This is a genomic window from Niallia oryzisoli (assembly GCF_036670025.1).
GTDB lineage: Bacteria > Bacillota > Bacilli > Bacillales > Cytobacillaceae > Bacillus_BD > Bacillus_BD oryzisoli.
Window position 1 is genome coordinate 1,727,884 of the sequence record NZ_CP137640.1, and the last position, 20,772, is coordinate 1,748,655.

Consider the following 20,772-nt stretch of genomic DNA (forward strand, 5'->3'; position numbering starts at 1 on the left):
ATCTACTTCGTTTTCATTGCGTTTCATGTTAAAATATGAATCGGAGGTGAGCTTTATATGCTTGCTACAATGGAAAGAGTAATGATATTAGAAAATGCCGAAGAACTAGCGAAAATGATTTTGCAATCGGAAATAGCTAATCGTTATCGTACATGCATAGATAAAATAAAAAACAATCAGGAAACTCAGCGGAAAATTCGTGAGTTCGTTAAGGTAAAAGAACAATATGAGGAAGTTCAGCGTTTTGGGAAATATCATCCAGATTATAAAACAGTGATGAAAACGGTTAGGAACTCTAAACGTGAAATGGACCTGGATATTAATATTGCTGAATTTCGTAAAGCCGAAAATGATTTACAAGGGATACTCGATGAAGTAAGTGTTTTAATCGGACGATCTGTTTCCGAGCATATTAAAGTTCCTTCAGGAAATCCTTATTTTGATTCACTATCAAGCTGTGGAGGGGGCTGCGGCTCCGGAGGAAGCTGCGGCTGTTCAGCTTAAAATATAAAAATCGGATTTATCCCCCTAAAGATAAATCCGATTTTTTTCTTAGCAGGAATATGGTTTCGTTGAAAAGATTGCATGAAATGTGCTAGACTGAAATAAGAAACGGTATCGAGGGGAAATGCTATGTTAAGTCAACGACAAGGACTTATTGTTTGGCTGCATTCATTAAAACAAGCAAAGATGCTTAGAAGGTTTGGAAATGTCCATTATGTTTCAAAAAGATTAAAATATGTCGTTTTATATTGTAATGCAGATGAGATAGAAGAACTAATGGCTAAGTTGAAATCTTACTCCTTTATTAAAAAAGTAGAGCCTTCGCAAAAGCCATTTGTTAAAATTGAGTTTGAAAATTCCAAACCCGATAAAGCGAAGGAATACGATTATAAAATGGGAATTTAAGAGCAAAAGAAACATAAACAGGGGTCTGAACCCACAAAAAAGCTCCAAGCTAGGAGCGCTTGTGGACTCAGACCTTTTTTGTTCTGTTTCTTATGCTTTGTTATAGGGGAGATATCGTTCCAATGCATAGAAAGTCAATCATACTTTTGTTTTTCCTCTTAACGATTACTTCTGGTTTGCTGTTATGGCAATGGAGAAGTTATTCCGAATCTACTAAGGAAAACCATGAAAAAAAATTCGAACAGGTTAGACAGCATATTAAAATTGAAACTGCTGAGAGAGAACTGAAAATTACACAAACAATAACAGGTTTAATGAAGGATAAGGAGTATCAGCTTGTCAGACCTGATAAACTCTTTCGCTGGCAATGCGGCTGTACATCATATAATCCGGATTCTAATACGATTCTTACAGCTAAAGGTGAAGTGCGTTTTACATTTGTCATTCCCATACCAGATGAATCTGCCTTTTTATTAACGGACTGGACTGCTAATATTCAAGATGTCAAAATCATGGAAACAGCTATTGATATTGCGGAGAAGGGTAAAAGAGGCAGTACATGGATTGCAGGTATTCCTCAAACGGGATATGAACAATTATCATTCATTGATTTCTACTCCTTTAAAGGAAAAGGGGGAACTCCTTCATTATATTGGCAGCAAGACCCGCTTGAAAAAAAATCGTTAAATAAATCCTTATTCATTTTTACTGATCCCACACTCGCTAAGAATGCTGATTTTAAAAGCCTTACTGGAATTAAACCAAATGAATACATTGCTGTTATCTTTACCGATGCTGTAATACCAATGATGGGGCAAGGGATTAAAGTTGTATCACTGGGAAGTCGGTTTGAGATCATTGAGCGGGAAATCATCTATTCTTACTATAAAGAAAAACTGAAGCAGCTTGACAATCAAGAATATTGGATCGTTGATTTTTTAACAGCCTTAACGGCAGGTACAACGCCAATGGTCAAGAAAAGTGAAATAATGTTAGCGGAGTTATCACAGCATTTAACAGAAGATGAACGAAGATTGTTTGTCCAAGTTGTTCAACAAAAGAAAAAATTAATCGATTTTCAAATGCTTGACCAAATACTTGGAGATATTAAGGGATTAAAAACTTCTTTTTTCTCAATAAACAAGGATGAAAAAAGCGAATTTATTTCATTATTATTTATGGACGCAAGGAAATTCATTATTAATGGTAACAAGACAAATATTAAGATTGTTTACAGTAATGATAAAGTCCTTTTTCCTTTTATTGAAACATTGAAAGCTATGGGCTTTGAAGTCGAAACAGATGGCAGTACCTTTTATGCAAAAAATAAAAATGAACAATACACTTTTTTCTTGGATCAGCCAATATTTCAAAGGAATGGGACTGATTTTGGCTTGCTTGAAAATCCATTGTATGTTGATAATAATCAGGTTTATATAAAAAATAAATTACTGCAATCGATTTTCCAGGTTACAATCAAAGAAAATCAGCAAGCAATTATGCTTGATGACGTCTCTTTATGAAAAAACAAAAAAAAACCCTGCAACAATGCAGGGTCCTTCTATATCCAATTAAGGATAGAAGGTAAAGGGAGAGGAGAAACCGGAGGAAGAACTTATGGGGAAACGTAAGTCTTCTCCGCGGTTGGCAACAACATCCTCGAATGATGTTGTTACTAGTATTATTTCCACAATTAGGATTGCTATACGTTCAAATTGATTCTTTTTTCAAAAATCTATTGAATGTTGTGATTGGCTATTTTGTTTCTGTATGTTAGGATAAAAAAGTGAATTAAATCAAAAATGCTGTGGTGATAGGATGAGAGTGGTTTCAGGCAGCCGCAAAGGGATAGCATTAAAAGCTGTTCCTGGTAATTCAACTAGGCCAACAACTGATAAAGTAAAAGAAGCAATATTTAATATGATTGGACCTTATTTTGATGGGGGAAAAGGTCTTGACTTATTTGCCGGCAGCGGTGGTCTTGGTATTGAAGCATTGAGCAGAGGATTGGATCAGGTAATTTTTGTTGACCGCGATGGGAAAGCGATTCAAACCGTTCGGGACAATATACATAAATGTGGACTAGAACAGCAGGTTGAGATCTATCGTAATGAAGCGGAAAGAGCCGTTAAAGCGGTTTCTAAGCGAAATCTTGCCTTTCGTTATATTTTTCTTGACCCGCCATATAAGAAACAACAACTCGAAAAGCTTTTAAACATGATAAGTGAGCAAAATTTGTTAGAGAATGACGGTGCAATTATTTGTGAACATAGTTCCGATATTGAATTGCCCCAAACGGTAGGCAACTTCACAAAATACAAACAGGAAAAGTACGGCATAATTGCTGTTTCCGTTTATGGTTATGGGAGAGAATAGGGGGATATCATGGAGAGAATTGCAATTTGTCCAGGTAGTTTTGATCCGGTGACAAATGGACACATAGATATTATTACAAGAGGTGCGCGTATATTTGATAAACTATATGTAGTTGTATTGAATAATGAATCGAAGCACCCCTTATTTACGGTAGAGGAAAGAGTTTATCTATTAAAAGAAGCAACAAAAGGGATTCCTAAAGTGGAAGTAGATTCATATGGCGGTCTTTTGGTTGACTATGCTAAAAAGGTTGGCGCAATTGCCAATATTCGAGGTTTACGTGCAGTATCTGATTTCGAATATGAGATGTCAATTACTGCAATGAATCGCTTATTAGATCAGCAACTAGAAACATTTTTTATCATGACAAGAAATCAATACTCCTTTTTGAGCTCAAGTATTGTTAAGGAAGTTGCACGTCATGGAGCGGATATTTCAGAGCTTGTACCAGAAGTAGTTGCAAATGCTTTGAGAGATAAAAATAAATAATAAGAGTAAAAAAAGACGAGTACAGATTTAGTGCTCGTCTTTAGCTGTTTTTTGTAAAAACCATTCTTTTTGCATAGATGATAACATACAGTGCAAGCATGCAAATGGTGATCAGAGAACCCCATTCAGCCCAGTGTGTCATATTCGTAAAGATTAGAGATCCTTCGTCAAGAAAACTAACAGGTATTGTGTTGGAAGGCTGTTCATGGCCGTAAAAACGCTCATAAACCGGCTTCCAAAGGAGAAAAGTATAGAAAGCGGCAATAAAACCATGGATAATTCTCGCAAAGAAAAACGGTTTAAAATTGATATCTGTTTGCGCAAGAATACTGGCAACTTGAGCTTGAACACTAAAGCCGCAGAAGCCAAGGATAAGGCTCGTGATGATTGCTTGTTCCATTAAAGTAGCTTCTTGAATTTTGCTGATAAGCTGACTTCCTAAGGTGATTTCAAATAATCCTGAAATGAAGGGAATACTTAATTCTGCCGGTAATTGAAATAACAACAAGACAGCTTTAAAGGCTTCTGCAAAAAAAGCTGTAATTTGAAGATGAAATAAGAGTTTGTTAATAACTGAGAATAAAATAATAAAGCCGCCAATCATCAGCAATGTTTGAACAGATGACATGACTGCATCCCCGAGGAGTTTTCCGATCGGACGATTGTCTTTAATTCTCGTTTTATGGAGGGCAGACAAAGCAGTTCTGAATGAACTTAGCTTTCTTGTTGATTCACTTTTTATTTCCTTATTTCCATAAAATCGCATGATGAGACCAACAGTTATATTACCTAGATAATGAGCTAATGCGAGGATGATTCCGAGCTTTGCATTATGAAAAAAGCCAACAGAAACTGCACCGAAAATAAACAACGGGTTAGAGGAATTAGTAAATGAGACAAGACGTTCTGCCTCTGTTTTTGTTATTTGTCCTTCCTGTCTTAAGCGTGCTGTTAATTTGGCACCTGCAGGATAACCGGATGCCATACCCATTGCTAATGCAAACCCTCCTACACCTGGAACGCGAAATAACGGCCTCATGAAGGGTTCTAATATAATGCCAATAAATTTTACAACACCGAATCCGATTAACATCTCAGATACAATAAAAAAAGGCAGAAGTGAAGGAAATACAATTTGAAGCCACATATCCAATCCTCGAATGGATGCAGAAACTGATTCTTGAGGAAAGGCTATAAGGGATAACGCCATAAAAGATGCAGTAGAGGCTAAAAAAATGGTTTTTAATTTGGAACGAAGCACTTGCTTTTCCTCCCTCAAGTTTAACGAATTGTTCAACAGATTCAATCAATGATAAAATAGCGTTGAATAACATTCTATTCGGTCTTGTCCTCATATAATTCAATATACTCATAGAAGAACAAAATAGACCATTAGATTCTATACGTCGATTGCGGAGGGGATTTTTTTGGGTCGACCCAAAATTGGTTTGGCGCTTGGTTCGGGAGGAGCACGGGGATTTGCTCATCTTGGTGTAATTAAAGTGTTGGTTGAAAATGGAGTTCCGATCGATTTTATCGCGGGGAGCAGCATGGGTTCACTCGTAGCTTGTTTTTATGGAGCAGGCATTGAAATGAATCGTCTTTATAAACTGTCTACGGCATTTAAGAGAAAATATTATTTAGATTTTACCGTTCCGAAAATGGGTTTTATTGCAGGGAATCGAGTCAAAGAACTCATTCGTGTTTTTACAAAAGGGAAGCGTCTGGAAGAACTGATGATACCGGTATCCGTTGTAGCAACTGATCTCATGACAGGTGAGAAGGTTGTCTTTCAAGAAGGCCCTATTGCTGAGGCAGTCAGGGCTAGCATATCAATACCTGGTATTTTTGTTCCGGAAAAACAAAACGGACGTCTTCTCGTTGACGGCGGTGTAGTGGACCGTGTACCCGTATCGGTTGTAAAAGAGATGGGAGCAGATATTGTAATTGCTGTAGACGTTTCTCGTGTAAAAACAAATGCTGATATTTCAACCATCTATGATGTGATTATGCAAAGTCTTGATATTATGCAGATGGAGTTGGTAGAGTACAGACAGATAGCTTCTGATATAATGATTAAACCCCGTGTGGAAGAATACAGTTCTAGAGCTTTTACAAATATTGATGAAATGATCCTAAAGGGGGAAGAGGAAGCAAGAAAACATCTTAAAGAAATTAAAAGACTCATGGATGATTGGGAGGAGCAGCATAAGGAATGAAAAAAACAATAATCATACGTGTCCTTCTTGTATTCGCCATATTTTTGCTTGCTTCGTCTTTTTATTATCTGCCTTATTATGTTTCCAAGCCGGGTATGGCAAAGGAGCTAGAACCAATTATTGAGGTAGAAGACGGATATGATGAAGTAGGTAATTTTATGCTTACTACCGTTAGAATGGGCAGAGCGAATATTTATTCCTACATAACGGCAAAATTAATGGATTATGTAGAACTTTACCCCATGGAAGATATAAGAGTGGAGAACGAAACGGATGAAGAATATAATATCCGTCAATTGCACTTAATGGATTCCTCAAAAACAGCAGCAATTGAAGTTGCCTATAAAAAAGCAGGTGTTCCAGTGGACTATCGTTATAACGGGGTTTATGTACTGCATGTTGTTCCTGGAATGCCGGCCGAGGGAAAATTAAAAGCAGCAGATCGTATTTTTAAAGTAGATGACATTGAATTTAACAACTCCGAAGAGTTTATTAAATATGTAAGCAGTTTAAAAGCAGGTGACCAAATTTCACTGGCATATGAAAGAAACAACAAAATCCATCATGTGAGCATGAATGTGGAGGCTTTCAAAGATGCTGATAATAAAGAGAAAGTAGGAATCGGGATCGGGCTAGTTGACGATAAAGAAATAATAGTAAAACCAGCTGTAAAGGTTAAGACCGATGAAATAGGCGGTCCTTCTGCCGGGTTTATGTTCTCGCTTGAAATTTATAACCAATTAACGGAACTTGATTTAACGAAAGGCTATGAAATTGCAGGTACCGGAACGATTGCAACTGATGGAACGGTCGGTAAAATTGGCGGTATCGAGCAAAAGGTAATCGCGGCTGATCATGCAGGTGCAGATATTTTTCTTGCCCCGAATGAAAATGGCGCAAAGGACTCTAATTATCAGGCTGCCGTGCTAACAGCAAAGGATATTGGAACAGACATGAAAATTATTCCAATTAATAGCTTTGATGAAGCGGTCGATTATTTAGAAAAGCTAAAGCAAAAAAAATAAAGCGATCAAATCGCTTTATTTTTTTTGTCATTAATATCGTTTTGAATATAAATAGGCTGTTGCATAAATTCCAACTCAATTGCTTTTTGTCTGTATTTTTCCGGTAACCCCATCGCATAAATCCTCGATGCTCTCGTATCGGTTTGTATTTGCTGGTTAGTAAAGGATGAACGCTTTGAAATAATGGGAATCGGACAATCCTTTTTTAATTGATTTAAATACGAACGACCGGTCTCAGTCATACCAAGCAATCGTAAATAGGATACGTTGCCATCTAGTACGTTCATTTCCTTTTTAGTAGAATGTGTCAAAATATGGGTTAACGTTCGTTGCAAACGTGTCCAGGTATAGCGTTTTGTTTTTAACTCTTCCATAAAATGAGGAAATGTTTCACATTTTATAGCAAGAGAAAGCAGACGGTTTTCGATTCCTTCCTCGATTTCATAAATCTCTTTTAACTCAGTATTATTTAATTGCAGCAGATTGAGCTTAAGATAGGACCAATACATATTCCAATCATGAAAAGTACCGTAGTTTTGGCGATATTGCCGTAATGCTTCATATGTATGAATGGGAACATATGATTTAATCTGAGAAATATCACCCTTTTGTGAAAACAGTGCTTTTCGAATGCTTGTTGCACTGGCAATCGAAGCAGAAGAAAAATGCTGATCATGATAATTTGCGCTTTTCCTGGCGATGGTCACCATTTTTCCTGGATAGTCACTGATTTCCGCTGCTTTAACATACTGAAAGCCGAGTATATTATTGGGTAAGCTGAGGTCGATTACATTTCCTTCAGGCTCTAAAGTTTGGAATGCCAATGACAAAGCTTTTGGATAGCTGTATCCTTTATTGATAAATTGTTTGATCACTCGGTTATAGGTTTCTTTATGTTTTTCGATAAAGTGATAGGTTTGATAAAAGTCTTCGATTTGGCCTGATTCACTGCCAAAGCAAATGAACTCACAGCCGGCTGCTCCTAATAAGGAAACGGCACCTGCAGCAAATGTATCGGCTTTTTGGACAGCGAATGAGTAGGGGAGCTCAAAGACAAGGTCTATCCCTCCCTTCAGTGCCATTTCAGTCCGAGCCCATTTAGAGACGATTGCGGGTTCGCCTCTTTGTAAAAAGTTTCCACTCATTGCCGCAATGACGACGTCAGCGCCAGTTTCTTTTTTCGCACATTCAATATGATAGGCATGACCATGATGGAAGGGGTTATATTCAACAACGACTCCAACTGCTTTCATTTTTAACCTCCGTCATTTTTATAAAGAATTTTTTACCATTTTAATCTAAATTGTGGTATCAAACAACTTATTGGGGTAAACTAGAGACATTGTGTATAAATCTTACATAATAGCTGTTTTTACTGTAAAGAAATAATATTGACAAATAATTATATGAAAGCTATAATTACCTTTGTTGCCTTGGGGTGATTCGTATGAAATGGACTTTAAGTCAGTTACAGAAACATCGAAGTAAGGAATTTCCAATAGATGAAATGGTTCATGCTGATGAAATAATGAAAATCGATTCATCGATCCGAAAGGTATCGCCAATGCATATTACAGGCTATGCTGATATTAGTTCATCAAAAGTGACGTTTCATTTAAGGATAAACGGTTATTTAATTCTTCCTTGTTCTCGTACGTTAGTTGATGTGAATTATCCAATTAATGTTGAAACAACAGAAACATTCCTTCTACATGGCTATGAGTATGAAACGGATGAAGAGGTACATCAAGTAAAAAATGATGTAATTGACATAATGCCGATTATTCATGAAATATTATTGCTTGAAGTTCCACTACAGGTTTTTTGTGAAGATAGCAATGAAGAAGGTGCTCCTCAATCTGGTAAAGATTGGGAAGTTATTCATGAGCATGATAAGAAAGACAAAATTGACCCTCGTCTAGCTGGGCTTGCTAAATTTTTTGATCAAGACGATCAAACTTCTGATACATAATCAGAAGGGGAAAAGAAGCGGTTGAAGACAATAGATGATAGGTCTTCATAACTTTCTTAATACTCTTTAAGGAGGTGGGAATAATGGCTGTACCTTTTAGAAGAACATCAAAAACTGCGAAAAGAAAGCGTCGTACACATTTTAAATTACAGGTGCCAGGTATGACAGAATGCCCAAATTGTGGTGAAATGAAACTTGCTCACCGCGTATGTAAAGCATGTGGAACATACAAAGGCAAAGAAGTAGTTAACGACTAATTTTCAAGTTGAATGAAAGCACAAGAACGAATAGGTTCTTGTGCTTTTGTTATTTCCGCTAATAATATAAACTAGAAAGTGAATCTAAGAAGATAAATAATAGCCGATGTAAGGAGGAGAAAAATGTATGGAGCCATATTTGATTCGTAAACATTCGGACGGACTTCTAGTATTTACAATTAATAGAGCTGAAAAACGCAATGCAGTGAATGATGAAATCATGAATGGATTAGAAGAAGCTGTAGCGCTTGCCCATGAAAAAGATGTTAAGGCATTTGTTATAACTGGTGCCGGGGAAAAAGCTTTCTGCTCCGGCGGGGACTTAACTGTTTTTCATCAATTACATACTGAACAAGAGGCATATGGAATGCTTTCGAAGATGTCACATATTTTAACGAAGATATTTTTATTACCAAAGCCGACGATTGCCTTGATGAATGGGACTGCAGTTGGGGGAGGCTGTGAAGTGGCAGCTGCCTGCGACTTTCGGATTGCTAGAAAAGGAATTAAGGCAGGTTTTATTCAGGGTACCTTAGCTATTACGACTGGCTGGGGCGGTGGTACGATGATCCTTGAAAAATTACCGCCTGCAAAGGGCTTGAAAATGTTATTGGAAGCCGGCCTCTATTATACCGAAGAATTACAGGAGCTTGGATTTGTTGATTATGTGTACGAAGGTGACCCTGAGGAAGGGCTGCAAACCTTTGTTCAACAAATGCTTAAGCTTGAACCGAATGTGACTGCAGCCTATAAGGAGATCCTAATCAGAAGATGGAAGGATGCCGGAGTGAGTGAAAAGATTGAAGCCGAAGTAAGGCGTTGTGCGGAATTATGGGAACATGATGCACATCATAAACAAGTAGAAAAATTTCTAAATAAAAAGTAAAGTTCAAGAAATCACTGAAAACTGGTATGATATCAGTCTATCTTTTCTAGTAGAAGCATATGTATGATAAAAAACACTAGGAGGGATTTTCGGATGTCAACTACACGACAGGATGCTTGGACACAAGATGAGGATTTGCTTCTTGCTGAGGTTGTACTTCGTCATATTCGAGATGGTGGCACGCAGCTTCAAGCTTTTGAGGAGGTAGGAAAAAGACTGTCGAGAACAGCAGCGGCATGTGGCTTTCGCTGGAATTCTTCCATCAGAAAACAGTATAAATCGGGTATTGAACTGGCAAAAAAGCAACGCAAAGATGCCAAAAGAAGTCCTATCGCAAAAAATGATGTCAAGCCTGAGGTGATGGAACCTTCCAATAATCCTTCTGTAAAGACAGATGAAACATCCCCGACGGCAGTAAAGGAAATAACGATTGATGAATTAATAGTTTATTTGAACAAACTATATGATCGAGCACAAAATTCAATTGACTATCAAGAAAGTCTTTCGATTTATGAAGAAAAAATGAAAAAACTTGAACAGAAAATCCAGGATATTACGGCAGAAAATAATCGCTTATCAAAAGAACTTTACGCAATGGAGCACGATTATAAAGCTTTAATTGAAATAATGGAAAGAGCAAGGAAAATGGTTGTGTTAAAAGAAGAAGAATTTGCGCAGAAGGTTCGCTTTCAAATGGATAAAAACGGAAATCTAGAAAAACTGGATAAATAAAAAAACAAGCGGACAATGCCTTGTCTGCTTGTTTTTTTAATTTATGCTTTTGCTTCCTTTACTCCTTCTGGATACCAAATAAGCGGGTTTTCTCCTAAATCTCTTTCCATTTCATAGTTGACTGATTGAAACCCCATTTTTTCCCAAAAACTTCTTGATTTTATTCTTGGATTGGTTTTAATTGGCATCCCGTAGCCTTTAGCAAATTCCACAAGAGCTGTACCATAGCCCCTGCCTTGATATTCTGGAAGGACTTCAAGCTTCCAAATTTCTAAATAGTCCACCGGGGGATCAAAATAACGATTATTCTTCGCGTTTACTTGATATACGCTCATTCTGGCAACCAGCTTGTCGCCAAAATAAATCCCGTAAAAAGGTGATTCGCTGTCATTCTCAATAATATTTGCCTCTAAATCCTCGCTCATAGAGAGCTCCTGTATCCCATATTCTTTAAATTTCTTAAATTCTTCCAGTGTTTTGTAATTAACTTTTAGTTTAATAATTTCGATTGACAATTGATCCATCCCCTTTATGTCGCAAAAATTGCATGTTGAACGATTAAAGTGAATACGTATAGTAATAAACTCTTCGATGAAATCAAATAAATTGTTTATAAATATTATTATATACTATTTATTTAAAAAATTCTGCTTTATATAAAGAAAACGGTTACAAAAATTCCGAGCTTATGTTTAACTCTAAGGAGGAATGAACGATGAAAGAAATAAAAGCAATGATGGCGGGAACGGTCTTGATGATTCCTGTGAGCAAAGGGGAGAGGATCTCAGCTGGGCAGGAAGTAATCATTTTGGAATCAATGAAAATGGCCATACCCATTGAAAGTAGTGAAGCAGGCGTGGTAGAGGAAGTCTTGGTTGGAGTGGGTGATTTTGTTAATGATGGGGATATACTAGTGGTTTTAAAATAAATTATTTAAATTTTAGTTGAAAAGGAGGAGGAATATGTCTTCCATCGAAACATTAATTGAGATGTTGCAGAAGAGAAAACAAAAGATTGAAACTGGCGGTCAAAAAAAATACCATGAAAAGCTGTCATTACAAAAAAAGCTTTTTGTTCGTAAACGACTTGAATTATTGTTTGATCATGGACAATATGAAGAGGATGGCGGATTTGCCAATTGCCTTGACGGTGAACTTCCAGCTGATGGTGTAGTGACGGCAATTGGACGGATTAATGGTCAGACTGTATGTGTAATGGCAAATGATTCAACTGTAAAAGCCGGCTCATGGGGTGCCCGTACAGTTGAGAAAATTATTCGAATTCAAGAAACAGCCGAGAAAATGAAAGTGCCGCTTATTTATTTAGTTGACTCAGCCGGGGCTAGAATTACGGATCAATTAGAGATGTTTCCGAATCGAAGAGGAGCAGGGCGGATATTTTATAATCAAGTTAAGTTGTCGGGAATGATTCCACAAGTCTGCTTATTATTTGGTCCATCAGCAGCCGGTGGTGCGTATATCCCAGCTTTTTGTGATCTTGTCATTATGGTTGATCAGAATGCTTCCATGTATTTAGGTTCTCCAAGAATGGCTGAAATGGTGATTGGTGAAAAGGTTAGTTTAGAGGAAATGGGCGGGGCAAGGATGCATTGCACGGTAAGTGGCTGCGGCGATGTGTTAGCCGTAAGCGAAGAAGAAGCCATTAACCTGGCAAAGCAATATTTATGTTATTTTCCTGCAAACTTTCAAGAAAAGCCTCCGAATTCAACAGGGAAAGATCCTATAGAAGGGCACAGCTTAGAAAAGATCATCCCAATAAATCAAAATATCCCATTTGATATGTATGAATGTATTGAATCGCTTATTGACAAAGGAAGTTTTTTTGAACTAAAAAAACTTTTTGCACAAGAATTGATTACCGGATTGGCAAGAATCAATGGGAAAGTAGTAGGGGTTATCGCTAATCAGCCGAAAGTAAAAGGCGGCGTGTTGTTTGTTGATTCTGCCGATAAAGGAGCCAGATTTATCACTCTATGTGATGCATTTCATATTCCACTCCTATTTTTAACGGATGTTCCAGGCTTTATGATTGGGACAAAAGTAGAAAGAGCTGGTATTATTCGTCATGGAGCAAAATTAATTGCAGCGATGAGCTCGGCGACTGTACCTAAAATATCGGTTATCATTCGTAAAGCATATGGTGCTGGGCTTTATGCAATGGCTGGACCAGCGTTTGAACCAGATTGCTGTGTCGCTTTGCCAACTGCCCAAATTGCTGTTATGGGATCAGAAGCTGCAGTTAATGCGGTTTATTCAAATAAAATAAATGAAATAAAGGATCCAAAGGAAAAACGTGCTTTTATGCTTGAGAAGCAGAAGGAATATCAAGAAGCCATTGATATTTATAAATTAGCAGCCGAACTTATTATTGATGATATTGTTGCTCCTCGCGATTTAAGAGCTTTCCTTATCTCACGTTTTTCATTATATGAAACAAAGGAAATGGTTTTTAGTACCAGGAAACATCCTGTATATCCTGTTTAATAAAACATCTGTTACCGATTTATTGGTAACGGATGTTTTTTATTTATTTCATCTCCTATACGATGGATAGTAAATCCTTTATAATATTGAGGAGTAAAGTTCTTTTGATCTACTTGAAAGAGGCTTAGAAAGGGAATGGAAAATGAAAATCGGAATTATTGGCGGAGGCTCAATCGGTTTATTGTTTGCTTATTATTTACATAGGAATCATTCTGTCTGTTTATATGTACGTTCAAAGGAACAGGCTGAACAATTGCAGGAAAAGGGATTATTTCTAGCATGCGGCAAAGAGGAAAAGCAAGTTTCGCTGGATGTAAAATTAGCATCAGAATGGCTTGGTGAAGAAGAAGCAACTTTTATTGCCGTCAAACAATACCATTTGGCGGATTTAATAGAACAGCTTAGGGCTTTTAACAAGCCGGATAAGGTCCTGTTATTTTTGCAAAATGGGATGGGACATATTAAAATGCTGCGAAATTTATTTGGGGAAATATATGTTGGAACGGTTGAACATGGTGCCTTGAAAACAAGCGCAAATCGGGTCATTCATACGGGTATTGGCCTGACTAGGCTGGCTCCTTTTCGTCATTCCTTCACAGAGCATCAGGATTTTTCACATAAGATACATAGTGTAGATTTTCCTTTTCTTATAGAAGAAGATTATGAAAAAATGCTTATGAAAAAGCTCGTTGTTAATGCTGTGATTAATCCTTTAACGGCGATTTTGCAAGTTGAAAATGGCGAGCTCATCCATAATCCTCATTTTTTTCAAATGGTGAAAATGATGTTTACCGAAATTGAAAAAAGTTTATTACTCCAAAATAGTGAGGACTACTTTCAAAACGTTATTGCTGTCTGTGAAAAAACAGCACCTAATCAGTCCTCTATGCTTCGTGACTTATTAGAAAATCGCCCGACAGAAATTGATGCGATACTCGGGTTTATTTTAGAGAAAGCAGCAGAAAGAGAAATAAACACTCCGATCATTGAATCTTTGTATCAAGCTGTTAAAGGAAAGGAGTATAGAGTGGGGGAGTAAAAACGTGACTGGATTCTTTTCTTCCATTATTGCAACATTCGTGACTATTCCGTTGCTTGGGTATATAATCGTGTTTGTAATTAGTAAGCTAGTTACAAAACAGCATCGGAAGTCCGTAAGAATTGCAATTGATGTGACAACACTATTATTAATAATTGCTGTACATTATTTTATTAAAGCCATTTGGGATACTTCCTTACTATGGGTCATTCTAATCATCTTGCTGATTGTTGCAGTTGTATTTGTCATTGTACATTGGAAAGTAAAACATGACATTCAGTTTTCTAAGGTTTTTAAGGGATACTGGAGGTTCAATTTTTTGCTGTTTGGTTTCATTTATATTATTTTAATTGTATACGGACTTTTTTATCGTGTCAGTATGTCTATTTCAATGTCATAATTTCGTTAGTAGAAAGGAAGTCATAAATGGAGATGTTAAATCTCGAGCTGCCGGCAACCAATCGGTTTGCAACTGGATATTTAGCTGGCGCACCTGAGATACAACGTTTTTTTCACTATCAATATCAGAATGTTGCTGATTATGAAGAAAGAGTATTAGAGCTGGAAAAGCGGACGTTCTTGAGGGAAGAACTGGCTTCATGTATTGAAAAATATTTGGATCGTTTTCCAACATCTAAAACTGTATTGGAATCCCTGCAAAAATTAAGACAACCGAACAGTGTTGTAGTGATTGGCGGACAGCAGGCAGGAATCTTAACGGGTCCGTTATACTCTATACATAAGATTATTTCGATTATCGTTTTTGCTAGGCAAAAGGAAGCAGAACTTGGCATTCCAGTAGTTCCCATCTTTTGGATAGCGGGAGAAGACCATGATTATCAGGAAGTAAATCATATTTATGTAGAGAATGAAGGAAAAGTTCAAAAAGTAGTCTATCCTGAAAAAGTACTCGAGAAGAAAATGGTCTCGGATATTAAGATTGACAAACAATTATGTATTGCTTGGGTCGAAGAGATCGTTGAACTGCTGGGAGAAACCGATCATACGAAAGGTTTACTTTCCTTTTTAAAAGAGGCGGTAAATCAATCAGAAACGTTCGTTGACTTTTTTGCACACATCGTTATGGAATTATATAAGGATTATGGTTTACTTGTAATTGATTCCGGTTATTCTGGTTTACGCTGCCTTGAAAAGGAAATCTTATTTTCGCAGATTAAACAAGCGGTAAGTATAACAAACCATGTAAAAGAAGTTCAAGCAGAACTTGAAGAGGCTGGTTTTCCTCATTCGATTGATTTAAGCAATCAAGCTGCCAATATTTTTTATTATGATGACCGGTACAAAGAAAGAATTTTACTTGAGTATCAAGAAGAAACAAAAGAGTTTATTGGGAAGAACGGGGCGGTTACATTCACGATGGAGGAATTACTGCAAACAGCCTCTGAATTTCCATGGAAACTAAGTAACAATGTGGTGACCCGGCCCATTACACAGGAATGGCTGTTTCCGACACTGGCTTTTATTGCCGGACCAGGGGAAATTGCTTATTGGGCCGAATTAAAAAAAGCATTTGAAAGCTATTCAATGAAAATGCCGCCTATTGTTCCACGGTTAAATATAACTCTTGTAGACCGATCGGTTGAAACCGATTTTCTTGAGCTGGGGTTGTCGCTAGAGACTGTTCTAACAAAGGGTACGGACAAACAACAAGAGCAGTATTTATCGTCGGTAAAGGATCCAGAACTCGATCAGCTATTTAAACATGCCAAGGAGCAGCTGCTTAACAGCTATCATTTGATTAAGGAAAGAATAGATAGGGGACTTTCCCCACTTTTAGAAAAAAACCAGGAGAACTTGCTTAAACAAATCGAGTTTATGGAAGGGAAAGTCGACTTGGCTTTACAGGAAAAACATCAGGTGATTTTGACTAAATTCAGCCGGGTGAATAATAAGTTAAGGCCTTTAGGCTCTCCGCAGGAACGGATTTTAAATGCGGTTTACTATATGAATCAATATGGTATTCCTTTTCTTGCTGATTTAGCAGCCCTTTCCTACACATTCGATGGAAAGCATAAAGTCATAAAAATTTAACTCAAAACAGACCTTTTCCGAAATGGAAAGGTCTGTTTTTTTGCTTATTTTTTAAAAAAATTTCAATTTATTTACGTATATAGAAGGATTTTATTTCATCTGCGAGAATTACTAAAAATAAGTGGTGGAAAGTGGAGGGATGTGGTAAAGTAATTTTAGAAAGTGGGGGCAGCGGGTATGTTCATGGGCGAATATCATCATAATATTGATGCAAAGGGTCGTTTGATTGTACCTGCTAAATTCCGCAATGATTTAGGCGATTTGTTTATCTTAACTCGTGGTCTTGATCAATGTTTGTTTGGCTACCCGCTAAGTGAATGGCAGATTATTGAAGATAAATTGAAAAATCTTCCATTAACAAAAAAAGATGCCCGTGCATTTACTCGTTTCTTTTTCTCCGGTGCTACCGAATGTGAATTGGATAAACAAGGACGAATTAATATTGCGACTCCGCTTGTAAATTACGCAAAACTCGAAAAAGAATGTGTTGTATTAGGCGTTTCCAATCGAATCGAAATATGGAGTAAAGATATTTGGGACGAGTATTTTAGCGAATCAGCGGATTCTTTTGCTGAGATTGCAGAAAATATGATAGGGTTTGATATATAATCAGGATAGTATATGAAAATAATTTCCTGATCTTTTCGATTGGAAAGGTGGACGCAAATGTTTAATCACAAAACTGTATTATTAAATGAAGCTGTTGAGGGCTTAAATATTAAGCCTGATGGTATATATGTAGACTGTACACTTGGAGGAGCCGGTCATAGTGAGCTGATTTTATCAAAGCTATCAGAAACTGGTAAATTGTACGCCTTTGATCAGGATCAGACTGCGATCAATCATGCCAAAGACAAGCTGGCTCAATATGGAGATAAACTGACGATCATTAAAAGCAATTTTCTTCATATAAAAGAAGAGCTGGCGAATTTAAATGTGAACAGTGTAGATGGAGTATTATACGATTTAGGTGTTTCATCCCCACAACTTGACAATCCCGAAAGAGGTTTTAGCTACCATCACGATGCCCCTCTTGATATGAGAATGGACAAGGATGCTGAATTTTCAGCTTTTGATGTGATTAATCAATGGTCGTATGAAGCGCTTGTTCGTATATTCTTTCAGTATGGTGAAGAGAAATTCTCCAAGCAAATTGCTCGCAAAATCGAAGCAGCCCGCGAGATTAAACCCATTGAAACAACTGGACAGCTAGTTGACATTATTAAAGATGCAATTCCCGCTCCGGCACGTAGAAAAGGCGGTCATCCAGCAAAACGAATTTTTCAAGCCGTTCGTATTGCTGTCAATGATGAGTTAGGTGTGTTTGAGAAGTCGTTGGAGCAGGCTATTTCGATCTTAAAGCCTGGCGGGCGTATAAGCGTAATAACGTTCCATTCTCTCGAGGACAGGATTTGTAAGGTTACCTTTAAAAAGGCTAGTGAAACACCTGATCTGCCTCCTGGTCTCCCAATTATTCCAAAGGAATATCAACCTGTCTTAAAATTAATCACACGAAAACCAATCGTACCGCTGGAAGAGGAATTGTTAGAAAACAATCGGGCTCGTTCAGCAAAGCTCCGAATTGCCGAAAAACGATGAAAAAAGAATTTTTATGATAAGAACAATTACAATTGGAGGGGTATATGAATGGCTAATTTAGCAAGACAGCTTCGACAAGAGCAACGGGAGCAACAAACGACTATAGCTCCAAAAGCTCCAAAGAAAAAAGCACAACAGAAGAGATGGCTTTCTCCTGGTGAAAAGATTTTAGGAATAACATTTGGAGCATTGGTTTGTTTTGGCTCAATTCATATAATCTCCAATCAGGCTTCAATATACGAACTTAATGCAGAGATTCAAGATACGAATGATATGATTCAAGAGCAGCAAAAGTCCAATAGCGATTTATCGATTCAAGTCAGTGAGTTAAGCCAATATGATAGAATTAAAGAAAAAGCTAGAAAGCTTGGTCTTGAATTAAATGATCAAAATGTTAAGGTTGTGCAGGATTAATGATAAAAAAACAACGAAATATCAATTTTGGAGCAGCTATCTTATTTCTAATATTTAGCATGCTCTTTTTTGTCTTATTGTCCCGTTTTTTCTTTATTCAAGCAACCGGCGAAGTTAAGGGTCAGGTGCTTGCAGCAAAAGCCGAACAACAGTATACAGACTCAACGAAAATTGAAGCAAAGCGCGGAACGATATACGATCGGAATGGAGAAGTGATCGCGGAGGATCGGAGTTCATTTAGTTTAGTTGCGATTCTTGAAGAGGATATGACGACAGATCCGAAGAATCCTAATCATGTTGTCGATCTAAAGAAAACGGCTAAAGAGCTATCTAAATATATTAATTTAAAAGAATCTAAGATCTATGACATTCTCGAAGAAGGAAAGAAAAAAGATCGGTTCCAGGTGGAATTTGGATCTGCTGGTCGTGATATTTCGTATGAAACAAAGACAAACATTGAAAAACTAGATCTTCCAGGTATTGCCTTTAACAGAACGATGAAACGCTTTTACCCAAATGGAATTTTCGCTTCACATGTCATTGGATATACAGAAACGAGAGAAGATAAAAATGGTAAAACGTCAATTGTCGGCCAATTAGGGTTAGAGAAGAGCCTAAACGATGTTTTGACAGGAACTGATGGTTCATTTAAATTTGAAAGTGATGTATGGGGCTACTTACTTCCAGACGGAAAAGAACAAATTACGCCCGCTCGTGATGGAAAGGACGTCTACTTAACTATTGACCGCAAGATTCAGATTTTGCTTGAAGATGCGATGAATAAGGTAGATAAGGAATATAAACCGAAAAAAATGATTGGGATTGTAGCTGATGCTAAAACAGGTGAGATCCTTGCAATGGGACAGCGCCCTACATTTGACCCTGAGACAAGAGCAGGAATTGAAAATGGCTGGTATAATGAGGCGGTTGAAACATCATTTGAACCAGGTTCAACGATGAAGATATTTACTCTTGCTGCAGCAGTTGAAGAAGGGGTCTTTAATCCGAATGAATACTATGAATCAGGGACCTATAAAGTTGATCCTAAATCCCGAGCAGTACCCGATCATAACGGTGGAAGTGGATGGGGTTCCATTACCTACCTAGAAGGAGTTCAAAGGTCATCGAATGTTGCCTTTGCGAAGCTTGCTAATGAGAAGCTGGGATTTGATAAATTTAGAGAATATTTAACTCATTTTGGGTTTGATCAGCCGACAGGGATTGACCTGCCGAACGAAACAAATGGAAAATTAGCTTATACGTATCCAATTGAAAAGGCAACAACAGCCTTTGGACAAGGGACAGCGATTACTCCGATCCAACAGGTACAGGCAACTACGGCCATTACGAATGATGGAAATATGATGAGGCCCCATGTGATTGATAAAATTGTGGACCCTGATACGGGAAAAATGATAAAAGAAACAAAGCCGAAGGTAGCCGGAACTCCAATTTCAGCAGAAACAGCCGCGAAGGTGAGGGACTATTTAGGAACAGTTGTTACAGGTGAAAACGGAACAGGTAAAAAATATGCTCTCGAAGGATATGAAGTGGCGGGGAAAACAGGGACTGCGCAGATTCCTGGCAAAGGGGGATATTTAACAGGAGCAAGCAACTATATCTTTTCATTCCTCGGCATGGCTCCTAAGGATGATCCAAAGTTGATTATGTATGTAGCAGTACAGCAGCCTGATTTAACGAAAAACGCAGACGGAGCCGTTCCTGTTTCGATGATCTTTAATCCAGTGATGAAAAGCAGTCTACAGTACCTTCAAATTGAACCAACCGGAAAAAAACCTGCTGAGACTGCGAAAATTCCAAATGTTACCGGACTGTCGACGAACGAAGCAGCTGAGGTATTAACGGAAAAAGGCGTACAGCCTGTTATTGTTGGCAATGGTTCAAAGATTATTAAACAGATTCCAGCTAAGGGTGAAACACTTTTAGCCGGTGAAAGAGTCATCATTAAAACAGATGGAGATGTAACGGCTCCTGATATGTCAGGCTGGTCTATCCGGGATGTGATGAAGTTTGCTGAGGCAGCCGGTTTGAAATTAAACTCTGTCGGAAATGGCTATGTTGTTAAACAAAATGTTCAGGAAGGGTCTGTTATAAAAGAAGGCGAATTTTTAATTGTTGAACTGAATGATCCTGAAACGATAGTAAATAAAGAAAAAAATAATGATGATGAAGTGGAAGAAAAGGAAAAAACGGACGAAGTGAAAGTGAAAGATTAACGATCGTTGTAAGACATGACTGTCCGTTCTAATAAAAAAAGTACAAGCATATATTGGAACGA

General features: G+C 37.5%; 23 protein-coding genes. 20 read left to right on the top strand and 3 right to left on the bottom strand.

Annotation, left to right across the window (positions count from 1 at the left end; genetic code table 11):
* Positions 1–57: 57 nt before the first annotated feature.
* The 5 genes from R4Z09_RS08730 (at position 58) to coaD (ending at position 3,774) form a co-directional block, all read left to right on the top strand.
* On the top strand, positions 58–504 hold the full coding sequence (locus R4Z09_RS08730) for a YlbF family regulator (protein WP_338451939.1): 447 nt from the start codon (positions 58–60) through the stop codon (positions 502–504).
* Between the two features lie 129 nt (positions 505–633).
* Positions 634–909 carry a YlbG family protein gene (locus R4Z09_RS08735; protein ID WP_338451940.1) on the top strand — a complete coding sequence of 92 codons (276 nt, stop codon included), beginning with the start codon at positions 634–636 and terminating at the stop codon, positions 907–909.
* A gap of 122 nt (positions 910–1,031) precedes the next feature.
* On the top strand, positions 1,032–2,432 hold the full coding sequence (locus tag R4Z09_RS08740; RefSeq protein WP_338451941.1) for a stalk domain-containing protein: 1,401 nt from the start codon (positions 1,032–1,034) through the stop codon (positions 2,430–2,432).
* Positions 2,433–2,727: 295 nt separating this feature from the next.
* Positions 2,728–3,285, top strand: coding sequence for a 16S rRNA (guanine(966)-N(2))-methyltransferase RsmD (gene rsmD, locus R4Z09_RS08745; RefSeq protein ID WP_338451942.1), 558 nt, complete (start codon positions 2,728–2,730; stop codon positions 3,283–3,285).
* Positions 3,286–3,294: 9 nt separating this feature from the next.
* The gene (coaD, locus tag R4Z09_RS08750; protein WP_338451943.1) at positions 3,295–3,774 is read left to right on the top strand and encodes a pantetheine-phosphate adenylyltransferase; all 480 of its coding nucleotides are present in this window, start codon (positions 3,295–3,297) and stop codon (positions 3,772–3,774) included.
* A 40-nt stretch (positions 3,775–3,814) separates the two neighbouring features.
* Here the strand turns inward: coaD and ylbJ are convergent, their stop codons facing one another.
* Positions 3,815–5,035 carry a sporulation integral membrane protein YlbJ gene (gene ylbJ, locus R4Z09_RS08755; RefSeq protein WP_338451944.1) on the bottom strand — a complete coding sequence of 407 codons (1,221 nt, stop codon included), beginning with the start codon at positions 5,033–5,035 and terminating at the stop codon, positions 3,815–3,817.
* 166 nt (positions 5,036–5,201) lie between these two features.
* Between ylbJ and R4Z09_RS08760 the strand changes: the two genes are divergently transcribed.
* Positions 5,202–5,993 (top strand): patatin-like phospholipase family protein, encoded by a 792-nt coding sequence (locus R4Z09_RS08760; protein WP_338451945.1) that lies wholly within the window; start codon positions 5,202–5,204, stop codon positions 5,991–5,993.
* Complete coding sequence (locus R4Z09_RS08765; protein ID WP_338451946.1) at positions 5,990–7,018, top strand: SepM family pheromone-processing serine protease; 1,029 nt, start codon at positions 5,990–5,992, stop codon at positions 7,016–7,018. The genes R4Z09_RS08760 and R4Z09_RS08765 overlap by 4 nt, the downstream gene beginning before the upstream one ends.
* A gap of 5 nt (positions 7,019–7,023) precedes the next feature.
* Here R4Z09_RS08765 and R4Z09_RS08770 read toward each other — a convergent pair whose 3' ends face one another.
* Positions 7,024–8,271: a nucleotidyltransferase gene (locus tag R4Z09_RS08770; RefSeq protein ID WP_338451947.1), complete on the bottom strand. Its 1,248-nt coding sequence runs from the start codon at positions 8,269–8,271 to the stop codon at positions 7,024–7,026.
* Positions 8,272–8,465: 194 nt separating this feature from the next.
* Between R4Z09_RS08770 and R4Z09_RS08775 the strand changes: the two genes are divergently transcribed.
* From R4Z09_RS08775 to R4Z09_RS08790, 4 genes are all read left to right on the top strand, one after another.
* On the top strand, positions 8,466–8,990 hold the full coding sequence (locus tag R4Z09_RS08775; RefSeq protein ID WP_338451948.1) for a DUF177 domain-containing protein: 525 nt from the start codon (positions 8,466–8,468) through the stop codon (positions 8,988–8,990).
* 83 nt (positions 8,991–9,073) lie between these two features.
* Positions 9,074–9,247: a 50S ribosomal protein L32 gene (gene rpmF / locus R4Z09_RS08780; RefSeq protein ID WP_071395445.1), complete on the top strand. Its 174-nt coding sequence runs from the start codon at positions 9,074–9,076 to the stop codon at positions 9,245–9,247.
* Between the two features lie 127 nt (positions 9,248–9,374).
* Positions 9,375–10,133: an enoyl-CoA hydratase/isomerase family protein gene (locus R4Z09_RS08785; RefSeq protein WP_338451949.1), complete on the top strand. Its 759-nt coding sequence runs from the start codon at positions 9,375–9,377 to the stop codon at positions 10,131–10,133.
* Positions 10,134–10,226: 93 nt separating this feature from the next.
* Complete coding sequence (locus tag R4Z09_RS08790; RefSeq protein ID WP_338451950.1) at positions 10,227–10,865, top strand: RsfA family transcriptional regulator; 639 nt, start codon at positions 10,227–10,229, stop codon at positions 10,863–10,865.
* A gap of 41 nt (positions 10,866–10,906) precedes the next feature.
* On the opposite strand, the gene R4Z09_RS08795 is transcribed toward R4Z09_RS08790, so the two are convergent.
* Positions 10,907–11,380: an N-acetyltransferase gene (locus R4Z09_RS08795; protein ID WP_338451951.1), complete on the bottom strand. Its 474-nt coding sequence runs from the start codon at positions 11,378–11,380 to the stop codon at positions 10,907–10,909.
* Positions 11,381–11,580: 200 nt separating this feature from the next.
* On the opposite strand from R4Z09_RS08795, the gene R4Z09_RS08800 reads away from it, so the two are divergent.
* The 9 genes from R4Z09_RS08800 (at position 11,581) to R4Z09_RS08840 (ending at position 20,710) form a co-directional block, all read left to right on the top strand.
* Positions 11,581–11,793, top strand: coding sequence for a biotin/lipoyl-containing protein (locus R4Z09_RS08800; RefSeq protein ID WP_338451952.1), 213 nt, complete (start codon positions 11,581–11,583; stop codon positions 11,791–11,793).
* 34 nt (positions 11,794–11,827) lie between these two features.
* Complete coding sequence (locus tag R4Z09_RS08805; protein ID WP_338451953.1) at positions 11,828–13,369, top strand: acyl-CoA carboxylase subunit beta; 1,542 nt, start codon at positions 11,828–11,830, stop codon at positions 13,367–13,369.
* Positions 13,370–13,511: 142 nt separating this feature from the next.
* A complete protein-coding gene (locus tag R4Z09_RS08810; RefSeq protein WP_338451954.1) occupies positions 13,512–14,408 on the top strand; it encodes a 2-dehydropantoate 2-reductase in 897 nt (298 codons plus the stop codon).
* A 4-nt stretch (positions 14,409–14,412) separates the two neighbouring features.
* On the top strand, positions 14,413–14,808 hold the full coding sequence (locus tag R4Z09_RS08815; protein WP_338451955.1) for a DUF3397 domain-containing protein: 396 nt from the start codon (positions 14,413–14,415) through the stop codon (positions 14,806–14,808).
* Positions 14,809–14,834: 26 nt separating this feature from the next.
* Positions 14,835–16,460, top strand: coding sequence for a bacillithiol biosynthesis cysteine-adding enzyme BshC (gene bshC, locus R4Z09_RS08820; RefSeq protein ID WP_338451956.1), 1,626 nt, complete (start codon positions 14,835–14,837; stop codon positions 16,458–16,460).
* Positions 16,461–16,637: 177 nt separating this feature from the next.
* A complete protein-coding gene (gene mraZ, locus R4Z09_RS08825) occupies positions 16,638–17,069 on the top strand; it encodes a division/cell wall cluster transcriptional repressor MraZ (RefSeq protein WP_338451957.1) in 432 nt (143 codons plus the stop codon).
* 57 nt (positions 17,070–17,126) lie between these two features.
* Entirely contained in the window at positions 17,127–18,059 is a 933-nt protein-coding gene (rsmH, locus tag R4Z09_RS08830; RefSeq protein ID WP_338451958.1) for a 16S rRNA (cytosine(1402)-N(4))-methyltransferase RsmH, read from the top strand.
* Between the two features lie 48 nt (positions 18,060–18,107).
* Positions 18,108–18,473, top strand: a complete 366-nt coding sequence (gene ftsL, locus R4Z09_RS08835; protein WP_338451959.1) for a cell division protein FtsL — start codon at positions 18,108–18,110, stop codon at positions 18,471–18,473.
* Entirely contained in the window at positions 18,473–20,710 is a 2,238-nt protein-coding gene (locus R4Z09_RS08840; RefSeq protein WP_338451960.1) for a penicillin-binding protein, read from the top strand. Before ftsL ends, R4Z09_RS08840 begins: the two co-directional genes overlap by 1 nt.
* The last annotated feature ends 62 nt before the right edge of the window (positions 20,711–20,772 follow it).